The organism is Pseudomonas sp. AF32, assembly GCF_022342325.2.
In the GTDB taxonomy this organism is placed as follows: Bacteria; Pseudomonadota; Gammaproteobacteria; order Pseudomonadales; family Pseudomonadaceae; genus Aquipseudomonas; species Aquipseudomonas uvaldensis.
Window position 1 is genome coordinate 63,997 of sequence record NZ_RQJK02000008.1, and the last position, 26,347, is coordinate 90,343.

General features: G+C 60.9%; 22 protein-coding genes. 15 read left to right on the forward strand and 7 right to left on the reverse strand.

Annotated elements, in window-relative coordinates:
* Positions 1 to 233: 233 nt before the first annotated feature.
* From EGM97_RS09845 to EGM97_RS09875, 7 genes are all read left to right on the forward strand, one after another.
* Positions 234 to 1,811, forward strand: coding sequence for a glycosyltransferase (locus EGM97_RS09845; protein WP_238964899.1), 1,578 nt, complete (start codon positions 234 to 236; stop codon positions 1,809 to 1,811).
* The gene (locus EGM97_RS09850; RefSeq protein ID WP_238964898.1) at positions 1,805 to 3,097 is read left to right on the forward strand and encodes a glycosyltransferase; all 1,293 of its coding nucleotides are present in this window, start codon (positions 1,805 to 1,807) and stop codon (positions 3,095 to 3,097) included. The genes EGM97_RS09845 and EGM97_RS09850 overlap by 7 nt, the downstream gene beginning before the upstream one ends.
* On the forward strand, positions 3,094 to 3,975 hold the full coding sequence (locus tag EGM97_RS09855) for a class I SAM-dependent methyltransferase (RefSeq protein ID WP_238964897.1): 882 nt from the start codon (positions 3,094 to 3,096) through the stop codon (positions 3,973 to 3,975). Before EGM97_RS09850 ends, EGM97_RS09855 begins: the two co-directional genes overlap by 4 nt.
* Entirely contained in the window at positions 3,972 to 5,126 is a 1,155-nt protein-coding gene (locus EGM97_RS09860; protein ID WP_238964896.1) for an acyltransferase family protein, read from the forward strand. The genes EGM97_RS09855 and EGM97_RS09860 overlap by 4 nt, the downstream gene beginning before the upstream one ends.
* The gene (locus tag EGM97_RS09865) at positions 5,120 to 5,932 is read left to right on the forward strand and encodes a class I SAM-dependent methyltransferase (RefSeq protein ID WP_238964895.1); all 813 of its coding nucleotides are present in this window, start codon (positions 5,120 to 5,122) and stop codon (positions 5,930 to 5,932) included. Before EGM97_RS09860 ends, EGM97_RS09865 begins: the two co-directional genes overlap by 7 nt.
* 88 nt (positions 5,933 to 6,020) lie before the next feature.
* Positions 6,021 to 7,214, forward strand: coding sequence for a DUF3142 domain-containing protein (locus tag EGM97_RS09870; RefSeq protein WP_238964894.1), 1,194 nt, complete (start codon positions 6,021 to 6,023; stop codon positions 7,212 to 7,214).
* Positions 7,201 to 9,342: a hypothetical protein gene (locus tag EGM97_RS09875; RefSeq protein ID WP_238964893.1), complete on the forward strand. Its 2,142-nt coding sequence runs from the start codon at positions 7,201 to 7,203 to the stop codon at positions 9,340 to 9,342. Before EGM97_RS09870 ends, EGM97_RS09875 begins: the two co-directional genes overlap by 14 nt.
* Positions 9,343 to 9,429: 87 nt before the next feature.
* Here the strand turns inward: EGM97_RS09875 and lpdA are convergent, their stop codons facing one another.
* Positions 9,430 to 10,830 carry a dihydrolipoyl dehydrogenase gene (lpdA, locus tag EGM97_RS09880; RefSeq protein WP_238964892.1) on the reverse strand — a complete coding sequence of 467 codons (1,401 nt, stop codon included), beginning with the start codon at positions 10,828 to 10,830 and terminating at the stop codon, positions 9,430 to 9,432.
* Between the two features lie 212 nt (positions 10,831 to 11,042).
* On the opposite strand from lpdA, the gene hflK (EGM97_RS09885) reads away from it, so the two are divergent.
* The 5 genes from hflK (EGM97_RS09885) to cfaB all read left to right on the forward strand — a co-directional run bounded on the left by hflK (EGM97_RS09885) (position 11,043) and on the right by cfaB (position 18,350).
* Entirely contained in the window at positions 11,043 to 13,004 is a 1,962-nt protein-coding gene (hflK, locus tag EGM97_RS09885) for a protease modulator HflK (RefSeq protein ID WP_238964891.1), read from the forward strand.
* A complete protein-coding gene (gene hflC / locus EGM97_RS09890) occupies positions 13,001 to 14,035 on the forward strand; it encodes a protease modulator HflC (RefSeq protein ID WP_238964890.1) in 1,035 nt (344 codons plus the stop codon). The genes hflK (EGM97_RS09885) and hflC overlap by 4 nt, the downstream gene beginning before the upstream one ends.
* Positions 14,032 to 15,084 (forward strand): protease modulator HflK, encoded by a 1,053-nt coding sequence (gene hflK, locus EGM97_RS09895; RefSeq protein WP_238964889.1) that lies wholly within the window; start codon positions 14,032 to 14,034, stop codon positions 15,082 to 15,084. Before hflC ends, hflK (EGM97_RS09895) begins: the two co-directional genes overlap by 4 nt.
* Positions 15,081 to 16,991 (forward strand): heavy metal translocating P-type ATPase, encoded by a 1,911-nt coding sequence (locus EGM97_RS09900; protein WP_238964888.1) that lies wholly within the window; start codon positions 15,081 to 15,083, stop codon positions 16,989 to 16,991. Before hflK (EGM97_RS09895) ends, EGM97_RS09900 begins: the two co-directional genes overlap by 4 nt.
* Before the next feature lie 171 nt (positions 16,992 to 17,162).
* The gene (cfaB, locus tag EGM97_RS09905; protein ID WP_238964887.1) at positions 17,163 to 18,350 is read left to right on the forward strand and encodes a C17 cyclopropane fatty acid synthase CfaB; all 1,188 of its coding nucleotides are present in this window, start codon (positions 17,163 to 17,165) and stop codon (positions 18,348 to 18,350) included.
* Positions 18,351 to 18,361: 11 nt separating this feature from the next.
* Here cfaB and cls read toward each other — a convergent pair whose 3' ends face one another.
* Positions 18,362 to 19,801, reverse strand: coding sequence for a cardiolipin synthase (gene cls, locus EGM97_RS09910; RefSeq protein WP_238964886.1), 1,440 nt, complete (start codon positions 19,799 to 19,801; stop codon positions 18,362 to 18,364).
* Between the two features lie 141 nt (positions 19,802 to 19,942).
* Here cls and EGM97_RS09915 point away from each other — a divergent pair, with 141 nt between their 5' ends.
* A complete protein-coding gene (locus EGM97_RS09915; protein WP_238964885.1) occupies positions 19,943 to 20,464 on the forward strand; it encodes a DUF3617 domain-containing protein in 522 nt (173 codons plus the stop codon).
* A gap of 51 nt (positions 20,465 to 20,515) precedes the next feature.
* Here EGM97_RS09915 and EGM97_RS09920 read toward each other — a convergent pair whose 3' ends face one another.
* The 5 genes from EGM97_RS09920 to EGM97_RS09940 all read right to left on the reverse strand — a co-directional run bounded on the left by EGM97_RS09920 (position 20,516) and on the right by EGM97_RS09940 (position 24,291).
* Complete coding sequence (locus tag EGM97_RS09920) at positions 20,516 to 21,391, reverse strand: metal ABC transporter substrate-binding protein (protein WP_238964884.1); 876 nt, start codon at positions 21,389 to 21,391, stop codon at positions 20,516 to 20,518.
* 11 nt (positions 21,392 to 21,402) lie between these two features.
* A complete protein-coding gene (locus EGM97_RS09925; RefSeq protein ID WP_238964883.1) occupies positions 21,403 to 22,269 on the reverse strand; it encodes a metal ABC transporter permease in 867 nt (288 codons plus the stop codon).
* Complete coding sequence (locus tag EGM97_RS09930) at positions 22,269 to 22,937, reverse strand: metal ABC transporter ATP-binding protein (protein ID WP_238964882.1); 669 nt, start codon at positions 22,935 to 22,937, stop codon at positions 22,269 to 22,271. Before EGM97_RS09930 ends, EGM97_RS09925 begins: the two co-directional genes overlap by 1 nt.
* Positions 22,934 to 23,836 (reverse strand): GTP cyclohydrolase FolE2, encoded by a 903-nt coding sequence (gene folE2 / locus EGM97_RS09935; protein WP_238964881.1) that lies wholly within the window; start codon positions 23,834 to 23,836, stop codon positions 22,934 to 22,936. Before folE2 ends, EGM97_RS09930 begins: the two co-directional genes overlap by 4 nt.
* A 101-nt stretch (positions 23,837 to 23,937) precedes the next feature.
* Complete coding sequence (locus tag EGM97_RS09940) at positions 23,938 to 24,291, reverse strand: glutamine synthetase (RefSeq protein ID WP_477788798.1); 354 nt, start codon at positions 24,289 to 24,291, stop codon at positions 23,938 to 23,940.
* 193 nt (positions 24,292 to 24,484) lie between these two features.
* Here EGM97_RS09940 and zigA point away from each other — a divergent pair, with 193 nt between their 5' ends.
* Together zigA and EGM97_RS09950 are read left to right on the forward strand one after the other, a co-directional pair.
* On the forward strand, positions 24,485 to 25,693 hold the full coding sequence (zigA, locus tag EGM97_RS09945) for a zinc metallochaperone GTPase ZigA (protein ID WP_238964880.1): 1,209 nt from the start codon (positions 24,485 to 24,487) through the stop codon (positions 25,691 to 25,693).
* Positions 25,693 to 26,340, forward strand: coding sequence for a DUF1826 domain-containing protein (locus tag EGM97_RS09950; RefSeq protein ID WP_477788796.1), 648 nt, complete (start codon positions 25,693 to 25,695; stop codon positions 26,338 to 26,340). The genes zigA and EGM97_RS09950 overlap by 1 nt, the downstream gene beginning before the upstream one ends.
* Positions 26,341 to 26,347: the final 7 nt, after the last annotated feature.

The following is a 26,347-nucleotide window of genomic DNA, read 5'->3' on the forward strand; positions in this document are numbered from 1 at the left end:
TTCTCATATTTATAGGCGGTTTATTCTCGCCGGGCGGTTCACGAACCGCTGGCGGATGTGTTTAGAATGCCCCTCGTCATATGGCTCGCCTGGGTTCGATTTCGGGTCGGAAGGCAGAGCGAAGGTCACTAAAAACAAGAACAAGACGGGTGCGTGGACGGTCGGCAAGCTCGGCGCGATCTACCATCCTCATGAAAGGAAGTTGCCTGGATTGCGACTCCTGATGGGATGCCATGAATTTCATTCTTTACTCGGACGTAAACGACCGCTCCATCAGCCAGAGCCTTGGCCGCCCTGAATACAGCTATTACTTTGTACTCAAGGCCTATCGCCCTGTGCTCGAAAGCCTGGGTCGGGTCCACGTGGTGGCATCGGTGGCCGAAGTCGATCCGCTGTATCAGGTACTGCAACAGGCAGGAGAGGATTGCCTGTTCCTCTCGTTTTCGCCGCCTCACAAGACGCCCACGAACCTGCAATGTCCGATGGTTTGCGTAGTGGCCTGGGAGTTCGACTCGATTCCGGCCGAGCACTGGGATGGCGATCTGCGTCATGACTGGAGCCACACGCTGGCCCGCCATGGTCGGGTCATTACGCTGTCCAGTCATACGGCCGAGGCGATTCGCAGGTCGCTGGGCGAGGATTTCCCGGTGCTGGTCCTGCCGACGCCCCTTTGGGAACGCTTCGCGGCGATTCGTGAACAGTACCCAAGTGCGCCGGTCAATCCCGGCACCGTTCTGCAGATCAGGGGGTGCATCATTGACAGCCGTCCCCTTGGCCTGTCGGCCGACGGCTTGATCGCGCCGCTCATTGAAGAAGAGCCGGTGGCGGGGCCCGTTGTCGCTGAACCGCCGTCACCTACCTGGCGACGTCGTGCATTCATCAGTCGACATTACCTGCGCGAAATCATCCGCGCCTTCTCCGCCGGGAACGGGCAGGGGCCGCTTTGGCTGATCAAGCACAACCTGTTGTGCTGGTATCGCGAAGCGGTTCGCGACCTGGTACCGGTGCCTGTACGCATCGTGGCGAGCAGGGCCCTGAGGGGACCTGGTACGCCCACACCTCCTGCTCCACCCGAACATCCTCAGGCGGTGCTGCCGGATACCAGCCAGGTCGTTGAAACCGAGGTCAGTGGGGTGGTGTACGTCAGCGTGTTCAACCCCGATGACGGCCGCAAGAACTGGCATCACATCATCACAGCATTCTGCTGGGCTCTGCGGGACGTCGAGGACGCCACGCTGGTGTTGAAAATGACCCAGAACGATCTCTCGACCTATTACGTCGAGTTGCTCACGGTGCTGTCCCAACTGTCGCCGTTCAGTTGCCGGGTCGTGGTGATGCACGGGTTTCTGGAGGACGAGCAGTTTGCGCGGCTGTACGGTGCGGCGAGTTTCTACGTCAATGCCTCCCGTTGCGAAGGGTTGTGTCTGCCCCTGATGGAGTTCATGTCCTGCGCCCGACCGGCGATCGCGCCGGACCACACGGCGATGCGTGACTACATCGACCCGCAGGTCGCCTTTATCGTCAAGTCCAGCCGTGAGCCGACCATCTGGCCGGAGGACTCGCGCATTTTGTACAGAACCCTGCGCCACCGCCCCGACTGGGGGTCGTTGAAGCTTGCTTACCAACAGAGCTACGCCCTGGCCCGACACCAGCCCGAGGCCTATCACGCCATGGCGGCGGCCGCTAACGAGCGCATGCGAGGCTATTGCGGCTTCGATCCGGTACAGCGTCGTCTCGCGGATTTCCTGGCGCTGCCGGACTGCGACGATTTGCTGCCGGACGTGATCGAGGCGGGGGCCGCCTCATGCTGATCATCATTTATTCGGAAACCAACCAGAGCAACATCCTGGAAAATCTCGGCAAGCCTGAATACAGCTATTACTTCGTGCTCAAGGAGTTTCGCCCGGTGCTGGAACGCCTGGGACGGGTGGTCGAGGTGACACGGCCGGACGACGAAGTGGATCGGCTCTATGCCCAATGCCAGGAACACGGCGAAGGGTGTGTGTTCCTGTCGTTTTCTCCACCCCACCGCACCGCTGTCCACTACGCCTGTCCCACGGTGCCGGTGTTCGCCTGGGAATTCAGCACCATTCCCACCGAGAGCTGGCAGGGTGAGCCCCGGCATGACTGGCGAACGGTTCTTCGTGCGACCGGCATGGCGATCACCCATTCGAGTTTTACCGTCAACACCGTTCGGGAAACGATGGGCGCGGATTTCCCTGTCGTCGCCATCGCCGCGCCGGTCTGGGATCGCTTCGCTGCCCGCGGTGCGATGCTGGCGCAAAGGCCGACGGTCGAGCACATGCGTCTGCAACTGCACGGCCTGTTGATCGACAGCCGCACCACCGACCTGCGACCCTACGGCCCGCCGTCCCATCGGGCTGGCACCCCCGTGACGCTTGACGGCCCGGCGCAGGACTGCGAATTGCTGCTGGACGGCGTGATCTACACCTCGGTGTTCAACCCGTACGACGGTCGCAAGAACTGGAAAGACATGATCAGCGCATTTTGCAGCACGTTTCGGGATGTTCCCGATGCGACACTGGTGCTGAAGCTGACTCATCACGATGTCGCCGAAGCGCTCAATGACATGCTGCACCACGTCTACAAGAACCAGTCGTATCGCTGCCGCATTGTGCTGATCCACGGGTATCTGGCGGATGCGGATTACGAGCGACTGGTGGAGGCCACCCGCTATGTGGTCAACAGTTCCTATGGCGAAGGGCAATGCCTGCCATTGATGGAGTTCATGTCTTGTGGCCGGCCTGCGATCGCGCCGCGCAATACGGCGATGGCCGATTATATCGATCACGACAATGCGTTCGTGGTGGATTGCACCGAAGAGCTGACCGCCTGGCCTCATGACCCTCGCGCCGCATTTCGCACCCTGCGCTATGTCACGGATTGGGACTCGCTGTGTTCAGCCTATCGCGCCAGTTATGACGTGGCGAAGAACGACCCCGAACGCTATCGCCGCATGTCGGCCCAGGCAGTGCGCAGCCTGGAGAGATTCTGCAGCCAGGCTAACGCCGAGCAGCGTTTGCGAGGCTTTTTGGAGCAGTTGCCCGAGCGTACTCGGAACGCGCAGCAACCATGATCCAGCGATTGCTTACCTGGTTCAGGCCCCCCGTTGAACCCCCTCCGCCAGCGACGGTGGCTGTTTCGCCTCGCGATGTGGGGCTCTACGATGCGATGCTCGATGGCTGGTTTCGCAGCGAAACCGGCGAATTGCTCGAGGGGTTCGCAATCACCGCCGACGATACTTTGCTGGATGTCGGGTGTGGCGAGGGGGTGGCGACGCTGTTCGGTATGCGCCAGGGGGCGTCGGTGATCTTTACCGACAGTGAGTACGACAAGGTGCGCGACCTGGCCCGTCGGGTCGAAGACCATGCCAGGACGAGCACAACGTCATGCCTGGGATTGGTCAGCAACAGCCTGCCGCTCCCTTTGGCCGATGGTTGCGCGAGCAAGATCGTGTGCATGGAAGTCCTCGAACATATCGACCAACCGGCGCCATTCATGGCCGAACTGGTGCGAATGGGGCGTCCGGGGGCACAGTATTTGCTCAGCGTGCCGGCGCCGGTGGGCGAGCGCTTGCAGCAAGGCATCGCGCCGCCGGCTTACTTCCAGGCTCCCAATCATGTGCAGATCTTCAGCGCCGAGCAGTTTGCCGCGCTGGTGGAGGACGCCGGGCTGGTCATCGAACACCGCCAGGCCAGCGGCTTTTTCTGGGTCATGAGCATGATCTTCTTCTGGGCCAGTGAACGAGCGGCCGGGCGTGCGCTTGAAGGCGCCGTTCGCGACCGAATCCAGGCCCCGTACCCACCGCTGATGCAAGCGTGGGCAAGCGCCTGGCAGTCCCTGCTGGCGCAACCCGATGGCCTGGCCATCAAGCAGGCACTCGATGGGTTCATGCCCAAGAGTCAGGTCATCATTGCCCGTAAACCCGACCTTGCATCCGAGGGGCAGTCGTGAACAGCAAGCGAATCATGGACATCGAGTTGCTGCGTGCCGTTGCCGTGATCGGCGTGCTGTTCCATCACATACAAGGCATGCCGTTTCCGGGAGGGTGGCCAAATCTGTCAGCCATGTCCGGTAGCTTCCAGCTATGGTGGGGCGTGGACCTTTTCTTCGCGATATCGGGCTTCGTCATCGGTCGTAGCTTGATCCCACAACTGCGCGGTTGCGACAGCTCCGGGCAATTCTGGGCCGTCACGCGTGCGTTCTGGATTCGCCGGGCATTCCGTTTGTTGCCGTCGGCCTGGCTCTGGTTGCTGTTGGTGTTGCTTGCAGCGTGTTTCTTCAACCGCTCCGGTGCGTTCGGTAGCGTGCAGGCCAACGTCCAGGCCACCCTGGCCGGTGTCCTGCAGTTTGCCAACCTGCGCTTTGCCGACGCGTTCATGCGCTATGAATACGGTGCAAGCTTCGTGTACTGGACGCTCTCGCTGGAGGAGCAGTTCTATCTGATCCTGCCACTGTTGGTGTTCGTTTCGCGTCGGTACCTGGTCTGGGTGTTACTGGCGGTGGTGCTGGTGCAATTCTTCACCTGGCGTGCGGTGTGGCTGTCGGTCATACGCACCGATGCCCTGGCCCTCGGGGTGTTGCTGTCTGTGTGGAGCCTGCGTCCCGGTTATTGGCGATTCGAGCCCAAGTGGCTGCGCTGGCCGGGGCTTGGCGTGGTGCTGCTGGCAGGCCTCGGTAGCATCATGGCCTGGCTTGCCACCGAGCAGTTCAATCTGTCGTTCTATCGCCTCGGGGTCATCGCCGCGCTTAGCGCCGTACTGGTCTGGGTCGCGTCCTACGACCAGGATTACCTGCTTCCCCGAAGCCCGCTGAAAACAGCGCTGGCCTGGGTCGGCAGCCGTTCCTACGGGATCTATCTGATCCACGTCCCGGTATTTTTCCTGCTGCGCGAACTGTGGTTTCGTTTTGCACCCTGGGGGTCGCCGGACATGTCCAGCCATCCCTGGCTGGCCCTGGCCTGTGGTTTGTCGCTGATCGGACTGCTGAGCGAACTCAACTACCGGCTGGTGGAAATGCCCATGCGTAATCGTGGCGCTCGACTGGTCGAGCGCCTTCGAGTCGCTCGTTCTGTCCTTCCCGTCTCTGGAGCCCCTTCATGCTGAGCCTTCTGAAGAAACTCACCACGGGCACGTCCGCGCCCGCAACGCCAGTGGCTGACAAGGTCGATCCTTATATGCTGGGGCTGCACGATGCGATGCTCAGCGGCTGGTTCAACCAGCAGAGTGGCGAGCTGTTCACCGGCTTCCCCGTGACCCCTGAGGACACGCTGCTGGACGTAGGCTGCGGCGATGGGGGCAACGTGCACTTCTGCGGCATGCGTGGAGCGAAAATCATCATCGCCGACATCGACGCCGCAAAAGTCGAGGCCACGCGCCAACGCTTGAGCGATACGCCGGCGCGAGACATTGAATGCTATGTGACTGACTGCAATCCGCTGCCCATCGCCGATGGCACGGCTACCCGCGTGGTGTCCACCGAAGTGATCGAGCATGTCGACGACCCGGCGCAGTTCCTTGGCGAACTGGTACGCGTCGGCCGGCCCGGTGCGCTGTACCTGTTGAGTGTGCCGCACCCCAGCTCCGAGGAATTGCAGAGGGACATTGCCGCACCGGAGTATTTCCAGAAGCCCAATCACATCCGCATCATCGGTGAGGAGCAGTTCAAAGCGATGGTCAGCGAGGCCGGCCTCGAAGTGTTGAGTCATAGCCAATATGGCTTCTACTGGTCGATGTGGATGCTACTGTTCTGGGAAGCCAAGGTCGATTTCAGCAATGCCGATCATCCGCTGTTAAACCACTGGGCCGACACCTGGCAGGCGGTGCTCAATTCGCCCCGAGGCGCGCAGATCAAACAGGCCCTGGATGGGGTGGTGGCCAAGAGTCAGGTGATCATCGCGCGCAAGCTTTGATCGCTGTCTGATTCCTCATAAAATGCCGCGGGGTGCCGGTACGGTTCCCCCCTTGGTATCGATGCGACGCGCAATGCAGTGAATCCTCATGACCTATTTATCCCGGCTGTCGCTGGCGCTCGCCGTTTTACTTTTATCGGGTTGCGAGCCACCTCCGGCTCACCCCCTCGATCAGCAGCTGTACATCTGGCAACGCCAATGGATCCCGGCCCACGGGCCGGCGCTGCGCCAGAGTCGCGAGGATTTTTCCGGACTGCGGATACTGGCGCTGCAGGCTTTTCCACAGGCGGGCTGGAGCCGGGCGCGGATCGATGCGGCGTTGCTCAGGGCTGATGGTCGACCGCTGATTGCCGTGATTCGGTTGGACGGCCAGCTCAGGACATTGGATCAGGACGAGATCGTCGCGCAGATCCAGCAGGTCCTGGAGGACTGGCGGGCCCAAGGCCTGGTGCCGACCGGGGTAGAGATCGATCACGACGCCGGTAGCGCACGACTGCCGACTTACCGGACATTCCTGGCCCGGTTGCGGCAAACCCTGCCGGCCGACCTGAAGCTGAGTATCACCGCGCTACCAGCCTGGCTCGACAGCCCTGCGTTGCCCGGCTTGTTGGAAACGGTGGACAGCAGCGTGCTGCAAGTTCACGCCGTCAGCGATCCGCGGCAGGGACTGTTCGACCCGAAACAGGCCCGGCGTTGGGCCGAACGCTGGAGCCGTGTGACCACGCGACCTTTTTATCTGGCCTTGCCGGCCTACGGTGTGGCGCTGTTGAGCCAGGAGGATGGCGCGGCGGTGGTGGAAAGCGAGGTGCCGATCGACCAGGGCGGCGAGCGCAAGGAGTTACTGGCAGACCCGCAACAAGTGGCCGGGCTGACCGCCGGCCTGCGGGCCGATCCGCCGGAACACCTGGCCGGCTTGATCTGGTTCCGCCTGCCCTTGAATGGCGACCGGCGTGTCTGGAGCCTGACAACCCTGAGTGCGGTGGCCCGGGGAGACAAACTGGAAGGCCGCCTGGGTCTGGAGCTCGAAGAGAAGGGCGGTTTGTCCGATATCCGCCTGGTTAACCGGGGTAATCTCGACAGCCCCTGGCCCCGGCGCCTGACGCTGGCCGCCGATGGGTGTGATGGTGTCGACGCCCTCGCTGGTTACACGTTGCAACAATCTCCCGGACTGCTTACCTTCACCCGCATTCAGGAAGGCCGCCTGGCCGCCGGTGCCCAGCGTCCTGTTGGCTGGGCGCGCTGTACAAAAATTGAACAAGGAACTTTCAATGTCTACCCCTAAGTGGCCTCGTTTTCTGCTCGGCCTGAGCCTCAGCCTGCCGCTGAACGTAGCATTGGCCTGCGGTCCGGAATTTCCCGTGCGCCTGCTGGACAACCGTGCCCAGTCGCTGAGCGAATTGCCCGAAGGCAGCTTTCGCTTCGAGGTCAGTCGCCTCGGCAAGGCCATCGCCGGGCTCAAGCCGGCCAGCGAGGCGACGCTCAACCCGGACTACAACTATGACGATCAGCCTGCCTACGTCGTTCAGCGCGACCAGGCCGAACGGATTGGCCTGACTCCGCCGCAGCAAGCGGTGGTGGAACGGGTTCGGGCGTTGAACGATATCGAACAGGTCGCTGCCGAAGCCGCAAATCTGCCTGCCGAGCTGCGCCTGTATGCCATCGGCGCGGCGGCGTTCAATCTCGGTGACCATCAACAGGCGGCGCAGGCCTTTCAGCAATTGCTGGCATTACCGGCCGACCAGCGCCCGCTGCGCAGTACCTGGGCCGCATATTCTTTGGGCCGGTCGTTGTTCGCGATGAGTACCGAGGCGGGACGCGGCGAGCCGGCGACGTTGCGCGAACAGGCGAGGGCGGCGTTTCGCCAGGCCCGCGAGCTGAGTATCGGCGGCTTCAGCGACCCTCTGGAACTGGGTATCGCCAGCCTTGGCGAAGAAGCCAGGGTGGCCTATACCTCCGACGACTGGGACAGTGCCATTGAGTTGTACGCGAGCCAGCTCCTGCAAGGTTCGCAGGTCGGCTACAGCTCGTTGTTGTACCTGGCGGTCGATCTGGCGGCGCAGCCGGACGAGCGCCTGGATTCGCTGCTTGAAAGCCCCGGAGTGCAGCGACTGCTGACCGGTTATCTGCTCAGTCGGGTCGGCTGGTGGGATGGCGAGGAGCCGTCAGGGGAAAAGCGCCTGGTCCAACGGCTGCAAGCCAGCACCCGTGGGAGCCTGGACAACGCCGACCGGCTGGCGGCGGTCAGTTATCAGCACGGCGATTACGCCAGCGCCAAGGCTTTCGTGGATAAGGCCGGCGACACTGGGTTGGCGTGGTGGGTACGGGCCAAGCTGGCGTTGCGCAACGCTGATAAAGCGGCGGCGGCAGCGGCCTATGCCAAAGCGGCCCAGGCTTTTCCCCAAGAGGAAACGTGGGGCGGTCGGCGCAACGCGGATTGGGATTACGAGGTCATACAGCCCAAGTGCCGGATCGAGGGCGAGAGTGCGATTCTGGCGCTGCAACGGGGCGACTATCTGCAAGCTTTCGATCAGCTTTATCGTGGCCAGAGCAATTACTGGTACGACGCCGCTACCGTCGCCGAACGGGTGCTGACGGTGGATGAGTTGAAACAGTACGTCGATCAGCAAGTCCCGGCCCCGCCGCCGTTGAGCCAGCAGGACCGTGACAATTACGTGCCATTGCCGGTGGCCGCGAGTCTGCGCAACCTGTTGGGTCGCCGCTTGCTGCGCGAAGGACGCTACGACGAGGCACCGGCCTACTTCGATAACACCGATCTGCAGGAGAAGGCCCGGACCTACGGCCAGTTGCTCCAGCAGGCCGAGTCCAAGTGGTGGCCGACTCGCCGGGCCGAGGCTTATTTCAATGCTTCCTGGATAGCGCGCCGATGGGGCATGGAACTGCTCGGCTACGAGATGGCCCCGGACTATGCGTCCTTGGGGGGCAGCTACAGTCTGGAGCCTGTCGAGCTGAAGGTCGGGCCGCTGGTGGCCGAGGGTGAGGTGCAACGCCAACAAGCCAGCGCCGCCCAGCCAGACATGCGCTATCACTACCGTTTTGTCGCCACGGCGTTGGCGAGTCGGGCGGCGGACAACCTGCCCCATACCAGCCAGGCGTTTGCTGCGGTGCTGTGCAAGGCTGTGGGGTACAACTCCAGCCTGGAAGATCAGAGCGCGTTGTATCAGCGGTATGTGAAGGAAGGGCCTTACGTGACCTGGGCCGGGGATTTCGGTCATCAGTGCCAGGAGCCGGATTTCCGCAAGGCGGACAAACGCTACGCGACCCAGGCCCTGGAGTCGATTCGTTCAACACTTCGGCCCTATAAGCTCTGGCTGCAGGCCGGCGGTGTGGTGCTGGTGATCGCGGTAGCACTGGGGCTGATCGGTCGGCGCCGACGCAAGAACCCGGTGTAACCAGCGCGAGGTGAGTATTCCGGTTGTGGAAGCGGACCTGCTCGCGATAAAGCGATCGCGAGCAGGTGTTGCCGGGAGTTAACTCCGCTACATCTGCGTCGCCATTCCCTCCACGTTCATCGCCGCCTGGCGTAACGCCTCCGAGCGGGTGGGGTGTGGGTGACAGGTCAGGGCGATGTCTTCGGCCGAGGCGCTGAACTCCATGGCCACGCAGTATTCCCCAATCATCTCACTGACGCTGGGACCCACCAGGTGTACGCCGAGAATCTGGTCGGTCTGCTCGTCGGCCAGCACCTTGGCGAAACCTTCGGTCTCATGATTGATTTTCGCCCGGCTGTTGGCCGTGAATGGAAATGTACCCACCTTGTAGGCGCGGCCTTGGGCCTTGAGCTGTTCCTCTGTCTTGCCAACGCTGGCCAGTTCCGGGCGGGTGTAGATGACACTGGGAATCAGCTCATAGTTGACCTCACCGGCTTTGCCGACGATCTGTTCGACGCAGGCCATGGCCTCGTCTTCGGCCTTGTGCGCCAGCATGGGGCCGGACGTCACGTCGCCGATCACCCAGATGCCGGGCGCTTCGGTGCGATGGTGCTTGTTGGCAAGCATGCCGCGTTGATCGGTACTCAATCCGACATTTTCCAGCCCCAACCCACGGGTGTAAGGCCGACGGCCGATGGCGACGAGCACGTAGTCGGCCTCCAGTATCTGCTTCTCGCCGCCGGTTGCCGGTTCGACTTCCAATTGCACGCCATTTGTCGAAGTGACGGCGCGGGTGACCTTGGCACCCAGCTTGAATTGGATGCCTTGTTTGCCCAAGGCTCGCTGCAGGGTTTTCGCGGCTTCGACATCGGTGCCAGGGCAAATGCGATCCAGGTATTCGACGACCGTTACCTGGGCGCCCAGCCGCCGCCAGACCGAGCCTAACTCCAGACCAATGACGCCCGCGCCAATCACCACCAGATGTCGCGGCACTTCGCTCAGGGAGAGAGCGCCAGTGGAGTCGAGGATGCGCTGGTTATCGATCTCCACCCCCGGCAAGGGCATGGGTTCGGAGCCGGTCGCGATGATGATGTCTTTGGCGCTCAGCTGGGTTTTGCCGCCGTCGTTGCCGGTGACGGTCACTTTTCCCGGACCGTCGATATGGCCCCAGCCTTTGATCCAGTCGACTTTGTTCTTGCGAAACAGAAATTCGATGCCTTTGGTGAGGCCGGCTACGCTTTCGTCTTTCTGTTTCATCATTTGCGAAAGATCGAGGGTCGGACTGACCTGGATGCCGAGTTTGGCGAATTCCTGACCCGTGGCCGCTTCGTAGAGTTCCGAGGCGTGAAGCAAGGCTTTGGATGGCATGCAGCCAACATTCAGACAGGTGCCGCCCAGGGTGGCCCGACCCTCGACGCAAGCGGCCCTCAAGCCCAGCTGGCCGGCCCGAATCGCCGCATTATACCCGCCGGGCCCGCCGCCCAGAATGACAACGTCATAATTGCTCATCTCTGCTCTCCTGCCCGGTCATAAAAATTACGTTCGTAATATGAGCGTGTTCGACAATTACGGTCAAGGCTTCAAAAGAGGTTCGTGGCGAACAGTCATGAAGAAAACAAAACAGAAATTTCACAGAAACCGTTATAGGGTAACGTTCTATAACGAAGCGGCCATGGTTTTGCCCACAGGCCCGATTTTGATCCCGTGAACGCTGGGGTGATATGCAGATCGATTTAGGTGACGAAGGGGGGAGGGCGGACGGATTACCGCGCTTCCAGCGAGCGCAGTTCCAAGGGCGGCGCTTGAAAAGTATGGCCTTGGTGCTGGGCGTGCTGGCAGGCATGGGCCTGGTGCTGGCATTTTTTATCGGACTGTTTGCACCACACTCGTTATGGTCGGCATTGCTGGTAAGCCAGTGCGCGGCCTTGCTGGTGCTGGTGGCGGGTTTGCAATCGGCCTGGTGGGTGACGCAGTGGCGTACCCGGGTTTTATCGCCCGTCGCAGATAGCCCGACCGCTGTACCGGAGCCCGTGGAAAATCCTGGCTGGTATGAACGGTTGCTCGAAGGTATCAGCACCCGTTGCGGTCGCCTGCTGGGTTACATCGGCGCGCCCACGTTGTGGCTGATTGGTTGGGCTGCGTTGGTGCTGTTGATTCTGGAGCAAGCCTGGAATCTGGAATTGCCGCCCGCGACGCTAGGCGTCTCAGCCAGCGTCGGCGCGATATTTTCTTTATTGCTGGCGTTCGGTCTGCTGGTTTTCGAACGCCAGTTGGGACAGCAATCCATCCTTGAGTGGCCTGAGGCACCGCCGCTGGCGCAACTGACTCGGCTGGCAATCATCGTCCTGGTGTTATGTGCGCTGTGCCTGTTGTTCGCCACGCAAACGTCCCTTTGGCCGGTTCGCATGGCGGTATTGGTAGGAGTGTTGCCGGGAGTGGTGGCGATCGAGTTGCTACTCAGGGCCTTGCTGTCGTTGTTCAGTCCACGCCGGGACTCGCTGGAGCCAACCCTGCTGGCTCGCAGTGTCATCGCCGACCTGCTGCGCTGGCCGCCGCGACCCTTGCAGGCGTTACAGCGTGAGTTATACAGCCGTTTCGGCATCGACCTGCGGCAGGCCTGGGCTTTGCGCTACATGCGTCGCGCCTTTTTCCCGGTACTGGTACTGGTCTCGCTGGTGGGTTGGCTGTTGACCGGCGTCCATGAAGTACCGATGCAGGGCCGCGGTATCTACGAGCGATTCGGGGAGCCGGTGAAGGTCTTCGGCCCGGGCCTGCATATCGGGTTGCCCTGGCCGTTGGGTCGGGTGCTGAATGTCGAATATGGGGTGGTGCACGAATTGGCTACCAGCGTGGGCAATGAACGCACGCTCGTACAAGCCGAACCGGCGGAGGGGCCCGCCCCGGAGGTTGCCAACCGGCTGTGGGACGCCAGCCATGTGAACGATAAATCCCAGGTGATTGCCAGCCGCCGCGCCGACCAGCAGAGCTTTCAGATCGTCAATATGGATGTGCGCTTCATCTACCGCATCGGCCTGGATGACGCCGCGGCCCTGGCGGCGACATACCACAGCACCGATGTGCCCGCGCTGATTCGTAGTACCGCCAGCCGGATCCTGGTGCACGAGTTTGCCTCGCGCACGCTGGACGGTTTGCTGGGCGCTGACCGTATCAGCCTGGCCGATGAGATCGGCCGTGCGGTTCAAGCGGATTTACAGGCGCTCGATAGCGGGGTGGAAATCCTGGCCACGGTGGTGGAAGCGATTCATCCACCGGCAGGTGCGGCCAATGCTTATCACGCTGTACAGGCGGCCCAGATCAGTGCCCAGGCGCTGATCGCCCGGGAGCGCGGCGCTGCGGCAGAGCAGACCCAACAGGCGCAATTGCAGGCCGCCATGGCGTATGACCAGGCTCAAGCCAAAGCCCATGAAATCAATGCCGCCGCCCAAACCGGCGACTTGCGCTTCGAGGCAGAACGCAAAGCCTATGTCAGCGCAGGTCACGCGTTTGTGCTGGAACAGTACTTCACCCAACTGATCCAGGGGCTGGGCAACGCCAGGCTGTTGATACTCGACCATCGCCTGGGCGGCAGCTCAAACGCGCCGACCATTGATCTGCGAACCTTTACGCTACCCGCGGACCCTGCCTCGCCGCGTAATCTTGTCCAGCCAGGAGCTGCCCATTGAGTCCTTCTTCTCACGGTCATCACGACCACGTCGGTCACGATCACGGCCATGCCGGCCATCATCACGGGCATCATCACCATCACGGCGACCCGCAGCATGCCGGGCCATTCCCTTGGCGGCGGATGGGCTGGGCGGCGCTGCTGGTGGCGTTTGCGGTTGCGGCGGCAAGCCTGGTGCAGGTGCGCTCGGGGGAAGCTACCGTCATCACTCGTTTTGGTAATCCGGCGCGGGTGTTGCTGCAACCGGGACTGGCTTGGCGTTGGCCGGCGCCGTTCGAGGCAGCGATTCCGGTGGATCTGCGGCTGCGCACGACCTCCAGCGGTCTGCAGGACGTCGGGACCCGCGATGGATTACGCATCATCGTACAGGCCTATGTAGCGTGGCAGGTTCAGAGCGAACCGGACAACGTACAGCGCTTCATGCGGGCGGTGCAGAACCAGCCGGACGAAGCTGCACGGCAGATTCGCACCTTCGTCGGTTCGGCCCTGGAGACAACCGCTGCCAGTTTTGATCTGGCAAACCTGGTCAACACCGATGCCGGCCAAGTGCGGATCGGCGATTTCGAGGCGCAATTGCGTCAGCAGATCGAGCAACAACTGCTCACCACCTATGGCGTGCGAGTGCTGCAGGTGGGCATCGAACGATTGACCTTGCCATCAGTAACGTTGACCGCCACGGTGGACCGCATGCGTGCCGAGCGTGAAACCATCGCTACCGAGCGCACGGCCATTGGCAAACGCGAAGCCGCACAGATTCGCTCCGCAGCCGAACGTGATGCGCGAATCGTGCAGGCCGATGCTACGGTGAAGGCGGCTGATATCGAGGCGCAGTCCCGGGTTGAAGCGGCGCAAATTTATGGCCGGGCCTATGCCGGCTCGCCTCAGCTCTACAACGTGCTGCGCTCCTTGGACACCTTGGGAACCATTGTCGGTCCCAGCACCAAGCTGATCCTGCGTACAGACGCCGCCCCGTTCAAAGTGCTGGTCGATGGCGTGCCTGTCATGGAACCCAAGGGTGGAACACAACGATGAGTAGCGTTCCACGTGGAACAAACGAGTTGTCCAGCCCATGGATTCAGGCGGGACGCTTGGCTTTTCTGGCGCTTTATGCAGTAACGGCCCTGGCCGCTGTGACTTGGGTTTTCTCCAACGTGCGGCAGATTGACCCCCAGGACCGCGCCGTGGTGCTGCACTTCGGCGCGCTGGACCGGATTCAGAACGCCGGTCTCCTGATGGCCTGGCCTCGTCCCGTGGAACAGGTGGTTCTGCTTCCGGCGGCGGATAGGGTTCTGGACAGGCGCGTGGAAACCTTGCTGCGCTCGGACGCTGCGCTACAGGCGGATCGGGTCGCCAGCTTCGCCACGCCGGTCAGCGATGCGCTGGCCGGTTCGGGTTATTTGCTGACGGGCGACGCAGGGGTAGTGCAGCTGGACGTGCGCGTTTTCTATAAGGTCACCGAGCCATATGCCTTCGTGTTACAGGGTGAGCATGTGTTGCCGGCCCTGGACCGTTTGGTCACCCGTAGCGCCTTGGCATTGGCCGCCGCTCGGGATCTGGACACTATTCTGGTGGCTCGTCCGGAGTTGATCGGCAATGACAGTCAGGCCGCCGAGCGCCGCGAACGCCTGCGGGGCGATCTGGTTCAAAGCGTCAACCATCGTCTGGCCGAGCTGGCCTCCACGGGGCAGGGGCTGGGGATCGAAGTGGTGCGGGCCGACGTTCAGTCGAGCCTGCCGGGCCCTGCAGTGAGCGCGTTCAATGCGGTGCTCACCGCCAGTCAACAGGCCGATAAGGCAGTCGCGAATGCACGAACCGAAGCCGAGAAGCTGACCCAGACGGCACGACAGGAGGCTGATCGGTTCCTGCAGGTCGCCCATGCCCAAGCCAGTGAGCGGCTCGCCAAAGCCTCGGCCGATACCGCGACGGTGCTCAGTCTGGCAAACGCTCAGGGCAGTGATCCGCAGATGTTGCTGCGCCTCTATCGCGAGCGTGTGCCCGCCATTCTCCGTCAGGCCGGTTCAGTGACGACGGTCGATCCTAAAGACGATTCCCGCCTGATCATTCAGGGAGCTGAACAATGACCCCACATACCGCCGCCGCTCCGATGCTGTCTCGTGCCGAGCAACGTACCGCTGCGCGGCAACTGACCCTGGCCATGGTCGCCTTGGGCTTGCTCGCGTTGGGCCTGGTGTGGCGAGGATGGTCACCGGAGCAGACAGGCGTCAGCCAGTTGCTGTTGGGAGTCGCCTCGTTGTTGGTGGCCGTGCCAGTGATGCGTTCAGCCTGGTACAGCCTGCGCTATCCGAGTCTGCATGGAATCACCGATCAACTCATCGCCTTGGCCATGCTGGGAGCGTGGGCCACCGGCGACCTGATGACCGCCGCGCTGTTGCCAATCATCATGATATTCGGTCATGTGCTGGAAGAACGCAGTGTCATCGGCTCCCAGGAAGCGATTCACGCCCTTGGTCAATTGACTCGTAGCCAGGGCCGCAAGGTGCTGGCGGACGGTTCGATCGTCGATGTCGATAACGCGACGCTCCTGCCGGGCGATCTGGTGGAGGTCCGGGCGGGAGACCGGGTGCCTGCGGACGGACGCGTGGTATCCGGCCAGGCGAGCCTGGACACCGCTCCCATTACTGGTGAATCGGTCCCGCTGGAGGCGGTGGTGGGCACGGAAATCTATGGTGGCGCGATCAATCTCGATGGGTTGCTGCGCCTTGAAGTGACGCGTACCGGCAACGACTCGACGCTGGGCAAGGTCATTGCCCTGATGCAGAACGCGGAACGTTCCAAGCCCCCCATTACCCGTTTGCTGGAGCGTTATGCCGGCAGCTATCTGGTGCTGGTGCTGATGCTGGCTGCGGTGACCTGGTTCATTACCAATGATGCCCAGGCGATGCTGGCCGTGCTGGTAGCCGCGTGTCCATGCGCGCTGGTGCTGTCGGCACCGGCGACAGCGATCGCGGGCATAGCGGTGGCGGCGCGTCATGGCATCCTCATCCGCAGCTCGGCTTTTCTGGAGGAACTGGCGGACCTGACGTCACTCGTCGTGGACAAGACCGGCACACTGACCTTCGGTGCCTTGCGCCTCAAATCCATCGAAGGCGACGAGGATCCAGCCTTTTTGCTGCCGTTGGCTGCCAGCCTTGGTTCGGCCAGCAGCCACCCGGTCAGCCGTGCATTAGCGGGACTGGTGGAACAGGAGAAACGGCCTTCGCTGACACACATTCAAGAACGGCAAGGTTTGGGTGTGGTCGCGATGACCTCGCAAGGCGAGGCGGCACTGGGCCGACCGGAACTGTTCGAGCGGCTGGGAATCACGACCTCGCCAATCCCCAACCATGATGGCCCGATTGCCGGCCTGGCTCTGGATGGGAAGTTCCTCGCCTGGCTGTTGCTGGCCGACAGCGTCAAGCCGGAAGCGCAAATGGCCCTGGGCGAATTACGGGCGCTGGGCCTGGGGCGCCAGTTGCTGTTGACCGGTGACCGCGAGAGTGTGGCGAATGCCCTGGCGCGGGATATCGACATTAGCGATGTACAGGCCCAAGCGTTGCCGGAAGACAAGCTCAAACGGGTCATGGCGGAGATCGATCACGGTTTCCGTCCCATGGTCGTGGGTGACGGCATCAACGACTCCCTGGCGCTCAAAGCCGGAGTGGTCGGGATCGCCATGGGGGCGGGCGGTGCGGACATTGCGCTGGCGTCCGCCGATGTGGTGCTGATTGGCAGCGACTTGAGGCGGCTCGGTACCTGCGTGCGACTCAGCCGCCAATGTCGCCGTACCCTGCAGGTCAACGTGATCATCGGCCTGGGCTGGACGATGGCCATTGTTGCCTTCGCGGCCTTTGGTTGGCTCGGCGCGGCAGGGGCAATGGTCGCGGCGTTGCTGCATAACCTGAGCACTCTGCTAGTGTTAGGTAATGCCGGGCGCTTACTGCGGTTCCATGAACCTCTATCGAAAATTTCACCGGAGGCAGGCGAGTAGAACTGCGCGACCGACATGCAATCAAGGGTGGAAGAGGGTGCGCACCAGGGCAGTCCCCGGCGCAGGAGCGGTTTCGGGAGGTAATAGAAAAAGGCTATATATTCGATAGGCAGCTATTTTTCTACAATGGTCTACCCTCATTTCAGACGTCTGAAACAAGGGGGATATCTCATGCTCGCGCAACTTCCACCGGCCTTACAGAATCTGCATCTGCCGCTTCGGCTCCGGCTCTGGGATGGTCACGAATTCTCGCTGGGCGCCGACCCCAGTGTCACGATCGTGGTCAAGGACCCTCAGATGGTCGCGCAATTCACGCACCCCAGCCTGGATGCACTGGGAGCGGCTTTCGTGGAGGGCAAGCTCGAGCTTGAGGGCTCGATCAACGAAGTGATCCGGGTGTGCGACGAACTGAGCCAGGCGCTTGTGGACGAAGACAGCGAGGACCTGCCGGTGCGCTCGCTCCACGACAAGGAAACCGACGCCAAGGCCATCTCCTACCATTACGACCTGTCCAATGCGTTCTACCAGCTGTGGCTCGACAGCGACATGGCTTATTCCTGCGCCTATTTCGAGACGGGCAGCGAAACCCTTGAACAGGCCCAGCAGGCAAAATTCCGCCACCTGTGCCGCAAGCTGCGTCTGCAGCCGGGCGACTACCTGTTGGATGTGGGTTGTGGGTGGGGCGGCTTGGCGCGCTATGCGGCGCGTGAGTTCGGTGCCCGGGTCTTTGGTATCACCTTGAGCAAGGCGCAGTTGGAGCTGGCCCGGGAGCGGGTCAAGTCCGAGGGCCTAGAAGGCCAGGTGGAATTGCAGTTGCTCGATTATCGGGATCTCCCCCAGGATGGACGGTTCGACAAGGTGGTAAGCGTCGGCATGTTCGAGCACGTTGGTCACGCGAACCTGGAGCAGTATTGCAAAACACTGTTCGGCGCCGTCCGCGAGGGTGGGTTGGTGATGAACCATGGCATCACGGCCAAGCACACCGATGGACGTCCGGTTGGTCGCGGTGCGGGTGAATTCATAGAGAAATACGTCTTTCCCAATGGCGAGCTGCCCCACTTGGCGATGATCTCTGCCCATATCAGCGAAGCGGGCCTGGAAATTGTCGACGTGGAAAGTTTGCGTCTGCATTACGCACGCACACTGGATCACTGGAGCGAACGGCTGGAAGATAATCTGGAGGCCGCTTCGAAGGAAGTGCCGGAGCAGGCCCTGCGAATCTGGCGTCTGTACCTGGCCGGATGCGCCTATGCGTTCGCCAAGGGCTGGATCAATCTGCACCAGATCCTGGCGGTGAAGGCTCATGCGGACGGCAGTCATGACTTGCCATGGACCCGCGATGACATTTACCACCCTTGATCGGACGCGTTCTACAGTATCGGGGAAATGAGCCGGGCGACCCGCATGCCGATTTTCTGCAGGCGATGGGTTTCCCGGCTTTCCTGTTTGGCGATTTCATGAGCCTGGGCGAAGTCCGCCTCAAGCATCTGCTCGACTTGCGTGGCGAACGGAATATCCACCGTTAACAGCATCACTTCGAAATTCAACCGGAACGAACGGTTGTCCAGGTTCGCGCTGCCGATGGCGCTGATCTCACTATCGATCAATACTACTTTCTGATGCAGGAAGCCTGGCTCGTAGCGGAACACCCGTACGCCCGCCCGTACTGCTTCAAACGCATAGAGGCTGGAGGCGGCATAGACGACCTTGTGGTCGGGTCTGGACGGCAACAGGATGCGCACGTCCACACCGCGCAACACTGCCAGGCGTAACGCAGCGAACACCGCTTCGTCAGGAATGAAGTACGGCGTTGTAATCCAGACCCGTTCGCTCGCCGCATGGATCGCTTCGACAAAAAACAGGGAACAGGTTTCACAGGTATCGGCCGGCCCACTGGCAAGTAACTGGCAGAGCACACCGTCCTCTGGATAAGCGTCGGGCAGGATCAAAGGCGGCAGTGAACGAGCCACCCAGAACCAATCCTCGGCAAACGACTCTTGCATGCTTGCCACCACTGGACCGCTGACCTGGACATGGGTGTCCCGCCACGGCGCGAGGGGCGGCATTTCTCCCATATATTCATCGCCCACGTTATGGCCGCCGACGAACCCCAGGACACCGTCCACGACCACGATCTTGCGATGGTTACGAAAGTTGACCTGGAACCGGTTGAGCCAGCCGCTGCGGGTCGCGAAGGCTTTGACGTGAACACCGCCGTCGCGCAGGGCCTGGACATAGCGATGGGGCAGGGAATGGCTGCCGATACGGTCATAAAGCAGATAAACCGCTACGCCTTCAGCGGCCTTCTTCAGTAACAAGGATTGGAGTCGCTGGCCCAGGTGATCGTCATGGACGATGAAGAACTGAACCAGCACGGCTTCCCGAGCATTATCGATGGCCTGAAAGATGGCCTCGAAGGTGACATGACCGTTCACGAGCAAGCGTACCTGATTGTTTGCCAGGCAAGGGGTACGTCCCAATTTGGGCATGGCGCGTAATGAGGCGTACGCCTGGGAGGCCCGTGCGGCCAACGCCTCTTCGACCCATGGACGCCAGTTAAGCTCGGAGACGGCCTTGCGCATCTCTTCGTTGGCTTGTCGGCGCGCCTGGATGTATCCGTCGAAGGTACTGCGACCGAAAATCAGATAGGGGATCAGTGTCAGGTACGGGATAAATACCAGTGACAGAGCCCATGCAATCGAGCCTTGGGCGGTTCGCACCGTCAGCACTGCATGAACCGCGGCGATGGAACCCAGCGTGTGAAGCAGCGCAATCAGGTAACCGAAAACATGCGGGCCGAAATAGTCCATCGGGTTGCCTTGCTCCTGAATTCCAATTGCTTAACAGACCATGTTCCAGCACGAATGTCGCTGATTAATTCAGCGGTGCCAAGCGTGAACCGAAGCCGACGGACGACGTCTAACGGCCACCTGTCCTCTGGAGTTCTTGCAATGAATGTTCGTCTGCTGGGTTTGGCCTTGGCGGTTGGCTTGTCTGTTCCTATGGCAGCTCAGGCGCAGATGCTTCAGCCAGGTTTGTGGGAGCTGACGACGAGCAATATGAAAGTCGATAACCAGAATCTGCCGGACCTGCAACTTATTCTTGGGCAGTTGCAGAACCAGATGACCCCGGAGCAACGGGCGATGCTGGAAAAACAAGGCATTACCATGGGCGGAAAAGGGATTCGGGTATGCCTGACTCCTGAGCAAGTCCAGACCAATGACATCCCTTTGCAGGATCCGCAGTCGGGATGCAAACAGCAGATCACCGAGCGCAGCGGTAATCAGTGGAAGTTTCGTTTCAGTTGTCCGAGAGCCCAGGGTAACGGTATCGCGATATTCCAGAGTGATCGTGAGTTCACTACCAAGGTCAACGGCACGTTCAACGCCACCGGTGTCCAGCAGAACGGTAGCCTGGATACCCGGGCCATCTGGTTGGGACAGGATTGCGGAACGGTCAAGCCAAGGGCGTGACCGTTAACAGACGGCGAGGTGCTTCACCTCGCCGGTTCTCGAAGCGTTGGCTCAAGGCTGTCCCAACGCGTCGTACAGGGTCTTCAGGTTGTATTCGAACAGCCCGATAAAAGTGCTGGCCGGCCCGCTGGCAGCGAGGGCATCGGAGTACAGTGTGCCACCGATCCGCGCGCCGCTTTCGTTGGCTATCTGCTTGAGCAGGCGCGCATCCTTGATGTTTTCCATGAACACGGCTTTGACCTTCGCCTGGCGGATCTGGGTGATCAGTGCTGCGACTTCGGCGGCCGATGGTTCACGCTCGGTGGATAACCCTTGGGGCGCCATGAACTCGATGCCATAGGCCTGACCCAAGTAACCGAATGCATCATGGGAAGTCACGATCTTGCGATTGCCCGGTGGCAGCGACCCGAACCGGGCCTTTGCTTCGGCAAGCAAGGCGTAAATCTTTTTCAGATAGGCCTGACTGTTGCGCTCATAATCCGATTTGTTTGCCGGGTCGGCGGCTTCCAGAGCCTTGCTGATGTTACGCACATAGAGCTCAGCGTTGGCCAAGTTGTGCCAGGCGTGGGGATCGGGCACCGTCTCGCCGTCTTCGTCCAGCGAGCGTGGAATCACTCCATGACTGGCACTGATTACCGGCGCACTGGTCTCGGTACTGGCGACCAGGCGATCCAACCAAGGCTCAAAGCCCAGTCCGTTCTTGATGATCAATTTTGCACCCAGTAGTGCCTTGGCATCATCGGGCGTGGGTTCGTAAGTATGCGCATCGGCGTCCGGCCCCACCATATTGATGATCTGGACATGCTCGCCGCCGACCTGCCGGGTCATATCGGCGAGGATGCTGAAACTCGTGACTACCTGTAGCTTTTCGGCGGCGGACGATGACAGGGACAGCAGCAGACTGAACAGCACGAGCAGAACGCGCATCGGGGGATACCTCATGGGGATGTGAGCAAAGGCGGGCGGCGCAACAAGCCATGCACCGGACCGAGTACCACGGACAACAGGTACAGCGCGCCGGCCACCAGCACGATGGCCGGTCCACTGGGCAGCGAAAAGTTGAAGGACAGCAACAGGCCGAATCCTACCGAGAGGCAGCCCAGGAGCGCCGCGACCAGCATCAGCGTCGGTAGGCGACGACTCCAGAATCGTGAAGCCGCTGCCGGAAGCATCATCAGGCCCACAACCATCAGTGCGCCAATGGCCTGGAATCCGATCACCAGATTCAGGACCACCAGGGTCAGGAATACGCCATGGGCCAACGGGCCTAGCCGGCTGATGGTTTGCAGGAACAGCGGATCCAGCGTGTCGAGCAGCAGGGGGCGGTAGATCAATGCCAGGGTCCCCAGGCTGATCGCCGAGACCCAGAGCATGCCCTTCAGTGTTGATTCATCCACCGCCAGGGCTGAACCAAATAACAGGTGCAGCAGATCAAGGCGCTTGCCTGCCACTCCAAGGATCAGCACACCGGCCGCCAGGGAAATAGGATAGATCGCGGCAAGACTTGCATCTTCCCGCAGACCGGTGCGACGGGTGATCCAGGCAGCTAATCCGGCCATGCCCAGACCTGCGCCGAGTCCTCCCACGGTCAAGGCGGGCAGGCTCAGACCGGCAAACCAGAATCCCAGAGCGGCACCGGGCAGTATGCCGTGAGCCACGGCGTCTCCGATCAGGCTCATTCGACGCAGGATCAGAAACACGCCCAAAGGGGCGGTGCTGCATGCCAGAACCAAGCCGCCGAGCAGGGCTCGCCGCATGAATACGAAATCCTGGAAAGGCTGCCAGAAGTGAAGGGCAGAGTGCATCAGGCCACCCTTGTGCAGGGTGGCTGAGCGATCAATTCGTGGCTACGACCCAAGGTACAGCCCGACTGTTTCACCACCAGCGTGTGAAGGATGTGCTGGCGCACCGCGGCCAAGTCATGGCAAACCACTACGAGCGTTCGCCCCTCGGTGTGCCAGTCGTGGATGTGTTTCCACAACAGTGCTTGGCCTTGTTCATCGAGGGCAGCATGGGGTTCGTCGAGAAGTAAAAGCGGTGCCTCCGTCAAACTCAGACGTGCAAGCAGGGCGCGTTGCAGTTCGCCTCCTGACAATGCCATCAGCGGTCGATGCTCCAGGCCGCACAGCGCCCAATCTTCCAGCACGGTTTTGAGTCTCTGGCTTCGCAGCACAGGCGCGTCTCGACGCCCCCAGGCCCCGGCGGCCACCAGCTCTTGCAGGGTGATGGGGAATTGTCGATCCAAATGTTGCTGCTGTGGCAGGAATGAAACCCCACCGCGATGAGGAACGCCCAGTCGGACTTTGCCGAATAGGGGTTTTTGCAACCCTGCGATCACTTTCAGCAGGCTGCTTTTGCCCGAACCATTGGCGCCGATAATCGCCGTCAGGCTGCCGGCAGGACGTTCCATATGCAGTGCAGGCGTGAGCGGTCTTCCCGGCGGTCCCCAGCACAAGGCTTGGCAGCTGATCATGATGGCTCCCGCCCCCACCGACTTTCAGCGACGGCATCATGAGCATGAAGGCTCTCGGCATGAACAACGCGAACGTCGAGCCCGACGATATCGTCTGACCGTCGCAAGGCCAGGCTGAGCCGCCTGGCAGCATCTTCACAAAACATCAGGTTCTGGCCGTTGGCGAGGGCGAATGCCTGTTCGTCGGCACGCTTGACTGCAGTTTGCACCGCGGTACCGAGTGCCGCTTCGGCTTCGTCGATGAGTAACAGCAACGGCAGTTCAGCGACGCCCTTAGCCAGACGTACGTTCAGTGTGGCCGTGCTGCGCTGGCTATGAGGCGTCGCCACAACGCCTTTGGCAGAGCCCAGCCATGCAAGGACGTCTTCGTGCTCAAGGGCTTTATTGGCAAAGTCGGTCACAAACTGCTGTTGAATTAGCTGACGGGCGAGTGCAGCCGAACAGGGGCAAGTGGATGAGTAGGGAATGTCGACACTGAGTTCCACGTGGAACATCTGATTTTTTAGATGGGCGCTGATGCTGACTGGGTAGCGTTTCCAGCCGCTCAGTGGACTGACAAGGGCCGGTCTTCTCAGTAGCCATTCGGTACGAATGGTCAGTGCAGCGGATTGGGAAAGGCCTTCATGACTGTCCAGGAATTGCTGCAAGATACGCTGCAGCAAGGGCGGTGAGAGTGTCTCTGTCTCTAGCATCTCCAGCGCAAGGTACAAACGTGACATGTGAATGCCGCGGGCCTGTTCGTCGTCCAGGCTGACACTTGCATCAGCCGTCGCACTCAGGCGTTGACCTTGGATCAATACCGGTACTGCAACGCCATGCATGCCCACCCAATCGAGAGGCAGAGCTTGGTGGGAAGCCTGCGCGGCAACGTCCGGCAGCGGCAGCGTTAACGCATTCATGAGCGTGGTCCATCGGGGAGTCGGATTTTATGTTATGTTATAACACCAAATCCTGCCAGACCTTTCATGAAGAGATTTTTATTTCTGTTCCACGTGAAACATCACTCGCCGACTTGGCAGCCGCTAACCCGTCCGCAGACGAATTTACCGGCAGTGCCGCCTGAACTGGAAAAGCGGTTAAGCGTCGTCCAGCCGACACGTCTGCTGTAGCCAATCCAAGTCTCGCCATCGGATGCCAGCCCGGTAAAAAAGGTCAACTGTCTATAGCGGCTGGTAGTTTGCGCCCAGTAGCGACGTCCTTCCGCTTCAAAGCCTCGAATATAGATAGTGCTTCCAGCCGTCATCACGCTGTAGGCGTTGCCTTGCCTGTCAACGCACACCAGCAAATTCGCGCTTCGTGTGCAGTCTGCCAATAAGGCTTTGCCTTGGGCCATCGCAAAGGATGAAAAAAGCATCAGCACGGCGCAAGGGAGTAGAGCTCTGACGAAACGGCGCATAGAGAAATTCTCAAGATGGGCATTCCAAGCTAATATGAACGGAATCGTTATACTATAACGTTGTTTAATGATATCACGCAGCCTGGCAAAACGAGTCGCTGCAACGCTGATACAGCGTTCAGCAGCGACCGCCCCGATGAGGATATACCTAATGCCCAATCGCCTTCCCGTTACAGTGCTGTCCGGATTTCTCGGCGCCGGCAAAAGCACCTTGCTCAACTACGTTCTGCGCAACCGTGAGAAGCTGCGTGTCGCTGTGATCGTCAACGATATGAGCGAGATCAACATCGATGGCAGTGAGGTCCAGCGCGACGTCAGCCTGAGCCGTGCTGAAGAAAAGCTGGTGGAAATGAGTAATGGTTGTATCTGTTGCACGCTGCGCGAGGACCTGCTGGCTGAAGTCGGGCAGCTTGCCAGGGATGGGCGCTTCGATTACTTGCTGATCGAGTCCACCGGCATTTCCGAACCCCTGCCCGTAGCAGAAACGTTTACGTTTCGTGACGAAGAGGGCCGTAGTCTGGCCGACGTCGCCCGACTGGACACGATGGTGACCGTGGTCGATGGTGTGAATTTTTTGCCCGATTATCAGGCAGCAGAGAGTCTGGCAACGCGAGGTGAAACCCTTGGCGAAGAAGATGAGCGCTCGATTACGGACTTGCTGATTGATCAGGTTGAGTTCGCCGACGTGATCCTGATCAGTAAGATCGACCTGATCGGTCGCCATGAGCGGGAAGAATTGATCGCGATCCTGACCCGTCTGAACCCCCGGGCACGGATCCTTCCCATGGTGATGGGCCAGGTGCCGCTGGAAGAGATCCTCGACACTCGCCGTTTCGACTTTGAACGTGCGGCCCAGGCCCCCGGATGGCTACAGCAATTGCGAGGCGAGCACGTCCCTGAAACCGAAGAATACGGCATTGCCTCGACAGCCTACCGGGCACGACGCCCGTTTCATCCGCAGCGTTTTTTCAGCCTGATCGACCGTCCATGGAGCAACGGCAAACTCCTGCGCTCCAAAGGTTTCTTCTGGCTGGCCAGCAAGCCGGAAGAGGCGGGTAGCTGGTCACAGGCCGGAGGTCTGTTGCGTCACGGATATGCCGGGCGTTGGTGGCGATTTGTTCCAAAAAGCCAGTGGCCACGGGACGAGGAAAGCATTGCCGCCATCATGACGAACTGGATCCCGGATACGGGTGACTGCCGCCAGGAGTTGGTCTTCATCGGCCAAGGCATTGACTTTGACCGCCTCACCGCAGCCTTGCATGCCTGCCTGCTCACTGACGAGGAAATGGCCTTGGGAATCGAGGGTTGGCGGCTGCTGCCGGATCCATTCGGTGCCTGGCATGACGAGGCTGCAGCGTGATGTCGGGCCTCTGCTTGAAACGCGCACAGATTCGCCAGGTCCAGGGCGATACCCCTGGAGTTCTGACGCAGATCCTGGAGGATGGCGTCAATCTGGCCGTCTGGCAGCGTCAACTTCCGCTGCATATCAGCGACTTTGCCGCGATGATGCTTTCCATGGATCAGTCGCTGGCGGAGTCATGGGTACTCGATCTGCCGGAGGAGGACTCCCAGCCGGAGCTGAACGGTTTGGCTGCCGGTTTCAGTGATCTGCACGGTTACGAAGGGTTCGTGGCCGACGTCACTTGGCTGGTCGGTGCGTTTGCTTGTTTGTTGGGCGCCCAGCGTGTCGGTCTACGCCTGCGAATCCTGGACAAGGCCATGTGCCCGCGCTTTCACGTCGATCACGTACCGGTGCGGCTCGTCACTACTTATGCCGGCCCTGGCAGTCAGTGGCTGGCGGAAGGCGCCATGGTCCGCCAATGCCTTGCCCGCCCTGAGGCGGAGCCCCGCGATCCGCGGTTGATCCAACAGTTTCGTAGCGGTGACGTGGCCTTGCTCAAGGGTGAGAAGTGGCAGGGCAATGAGGGCTTCGGTCTGATTCATCGTTCGCCGGAGCCGGCTCCGGGGGAGCGTCGGTTGATTCTGACACTGGACTGGCTGGCATAGTGGCCTG

Coding starts and splice junctions, on each gene's coding strand:
- EGM97_RS09920 (WP_238964884.1), bottom strand. CDS start 21,391: ATGCGCGTTCTGCTCGTGCTGTTCAGTCTGCTGCTGTCCCTGTCATCG.
- cls (WP_238964886.1), bottom strand. CDS start 19,801: ATGGACTATTTCGGCCCGCATGTTTTCGGTTACCTGATTGCGCTGCTT.
- EGM97_RS09940 (WP_477788798.1), bottom strand. CDS start 24,291: ATGCTTTTTTCATCCTTTGCGATGGCCCAAGGCAAAGCCTTATTGGCA.
- EGM97_RS09845 (WP_238964899.1), top strand. CDS start 234: ATGAATTTCATTCTTTACTCGGACGTAAACGACCGCTCCATCAGCCAG.
- EGM97_RS09875 (WP_238964893.1), top strand. CDS start 7,201: ATGTCTACCCCTAAGTGGCCTCGTTTTCTGCTCGGCCTGAGCCTCAGC.
- EGM97_RS09870 (WP_238964894.1), top strand. CDS start 6,021: ATGACCTATTTATCCCGGCTGTCGCTGGCGCTCGCCGTTTTACTTTTA.
- cfaB (WP_238964887.1), top strand. CDS start 17,163: ATGCTCGCGCAACTTCCACCGGCCTTACAGAATCTGCATCTGCCGCTT.
- zigA (WP_238964880.1), top strand. CDS start 24,485: ATGCCCAATCGCCTTCCCGTTACAGTGCTGTCCGGATTTCTCGGCGCC.
- EGM97_RS09915 (WP_238964885.1), top strand. CDS start 19,943: ATGAATGTTCGTCTGCTGGGTTTGGCCTTGGCGGTTGGCTTGTCTGTT.
- EGM97_RS09950 (WP_477788796.1), top strand. CDS start 25,693: ATGTCGGGCCTCTGCTTGAAACGCGCACAGATTCGCCAGGTCCAGGGC.
- EGM97_RS09900 (WP_238964888.1), top strand. CDS start 15,081: ATGACCCCACATACCGCCGCCGCTCCGATGCTGTCTCGTGCCGAGCAA.
- EGM97_RS09850 (WP_238964898.1), top strand. CDS start 1,805: ATGCTGATCATCATTTATTCGGAAACCAACCAGAGCAACATCCTGGAA.
- folE2 (WP_238964881.1), bottom strand. CDS start 23,836: ATGAATGCGTTAACGCTGCCGCTGCCGGACGTTGCCGCGCAGGCTTCC.
- hflK (WP_238964889.1), top strand. CDS start 14,032: ATGAGTAGCGTTCCACGTGGAACAAACGAGTTGTCCAGCCCATGGATT.
- EGM97_RS09855 (WP_238964897.1), top strand. CDS start 3,094: ATGATCCAGCGATTGCTTACCTGGTTCAGGCCCCCCGTTGAACCCCCT.
- EGM97_RS09865 (WP_238964895.1), top strand. CDS start 5,120: ATGCTGAGCCTTCTGAAGAAACTCACCACGGGCACGTCCGCGCCCGCA.
- EGM97_RS09925 (WP_238964883.1), bottom strand. CDS start 22,269: ATGCACTCTGCCCTTCACTTCTGGCAGCCTTTCCAGGATTTCGTATTC.
- hflK (WP_238964891.1), top strand. CDS start 11,043: ATGCAGATCGATTTAGGTGACGAAGGGGGGAGGGCGGACGGATTACCG.
- lpdA (WP_238964892.1), bottom strand. CDS start 10,830: ATGAGCAATTATGACGTTGTCATTCTGGGCGGCGGGCCCGGCGGGTAT.
- EGM97_RS09930 (WP_238964882.1), bottom strand. CDS start 22,937: ATGATCAGCTGCCAAGCCTTGTGCTGGGGACCGCCGGGAAGACCGCTC.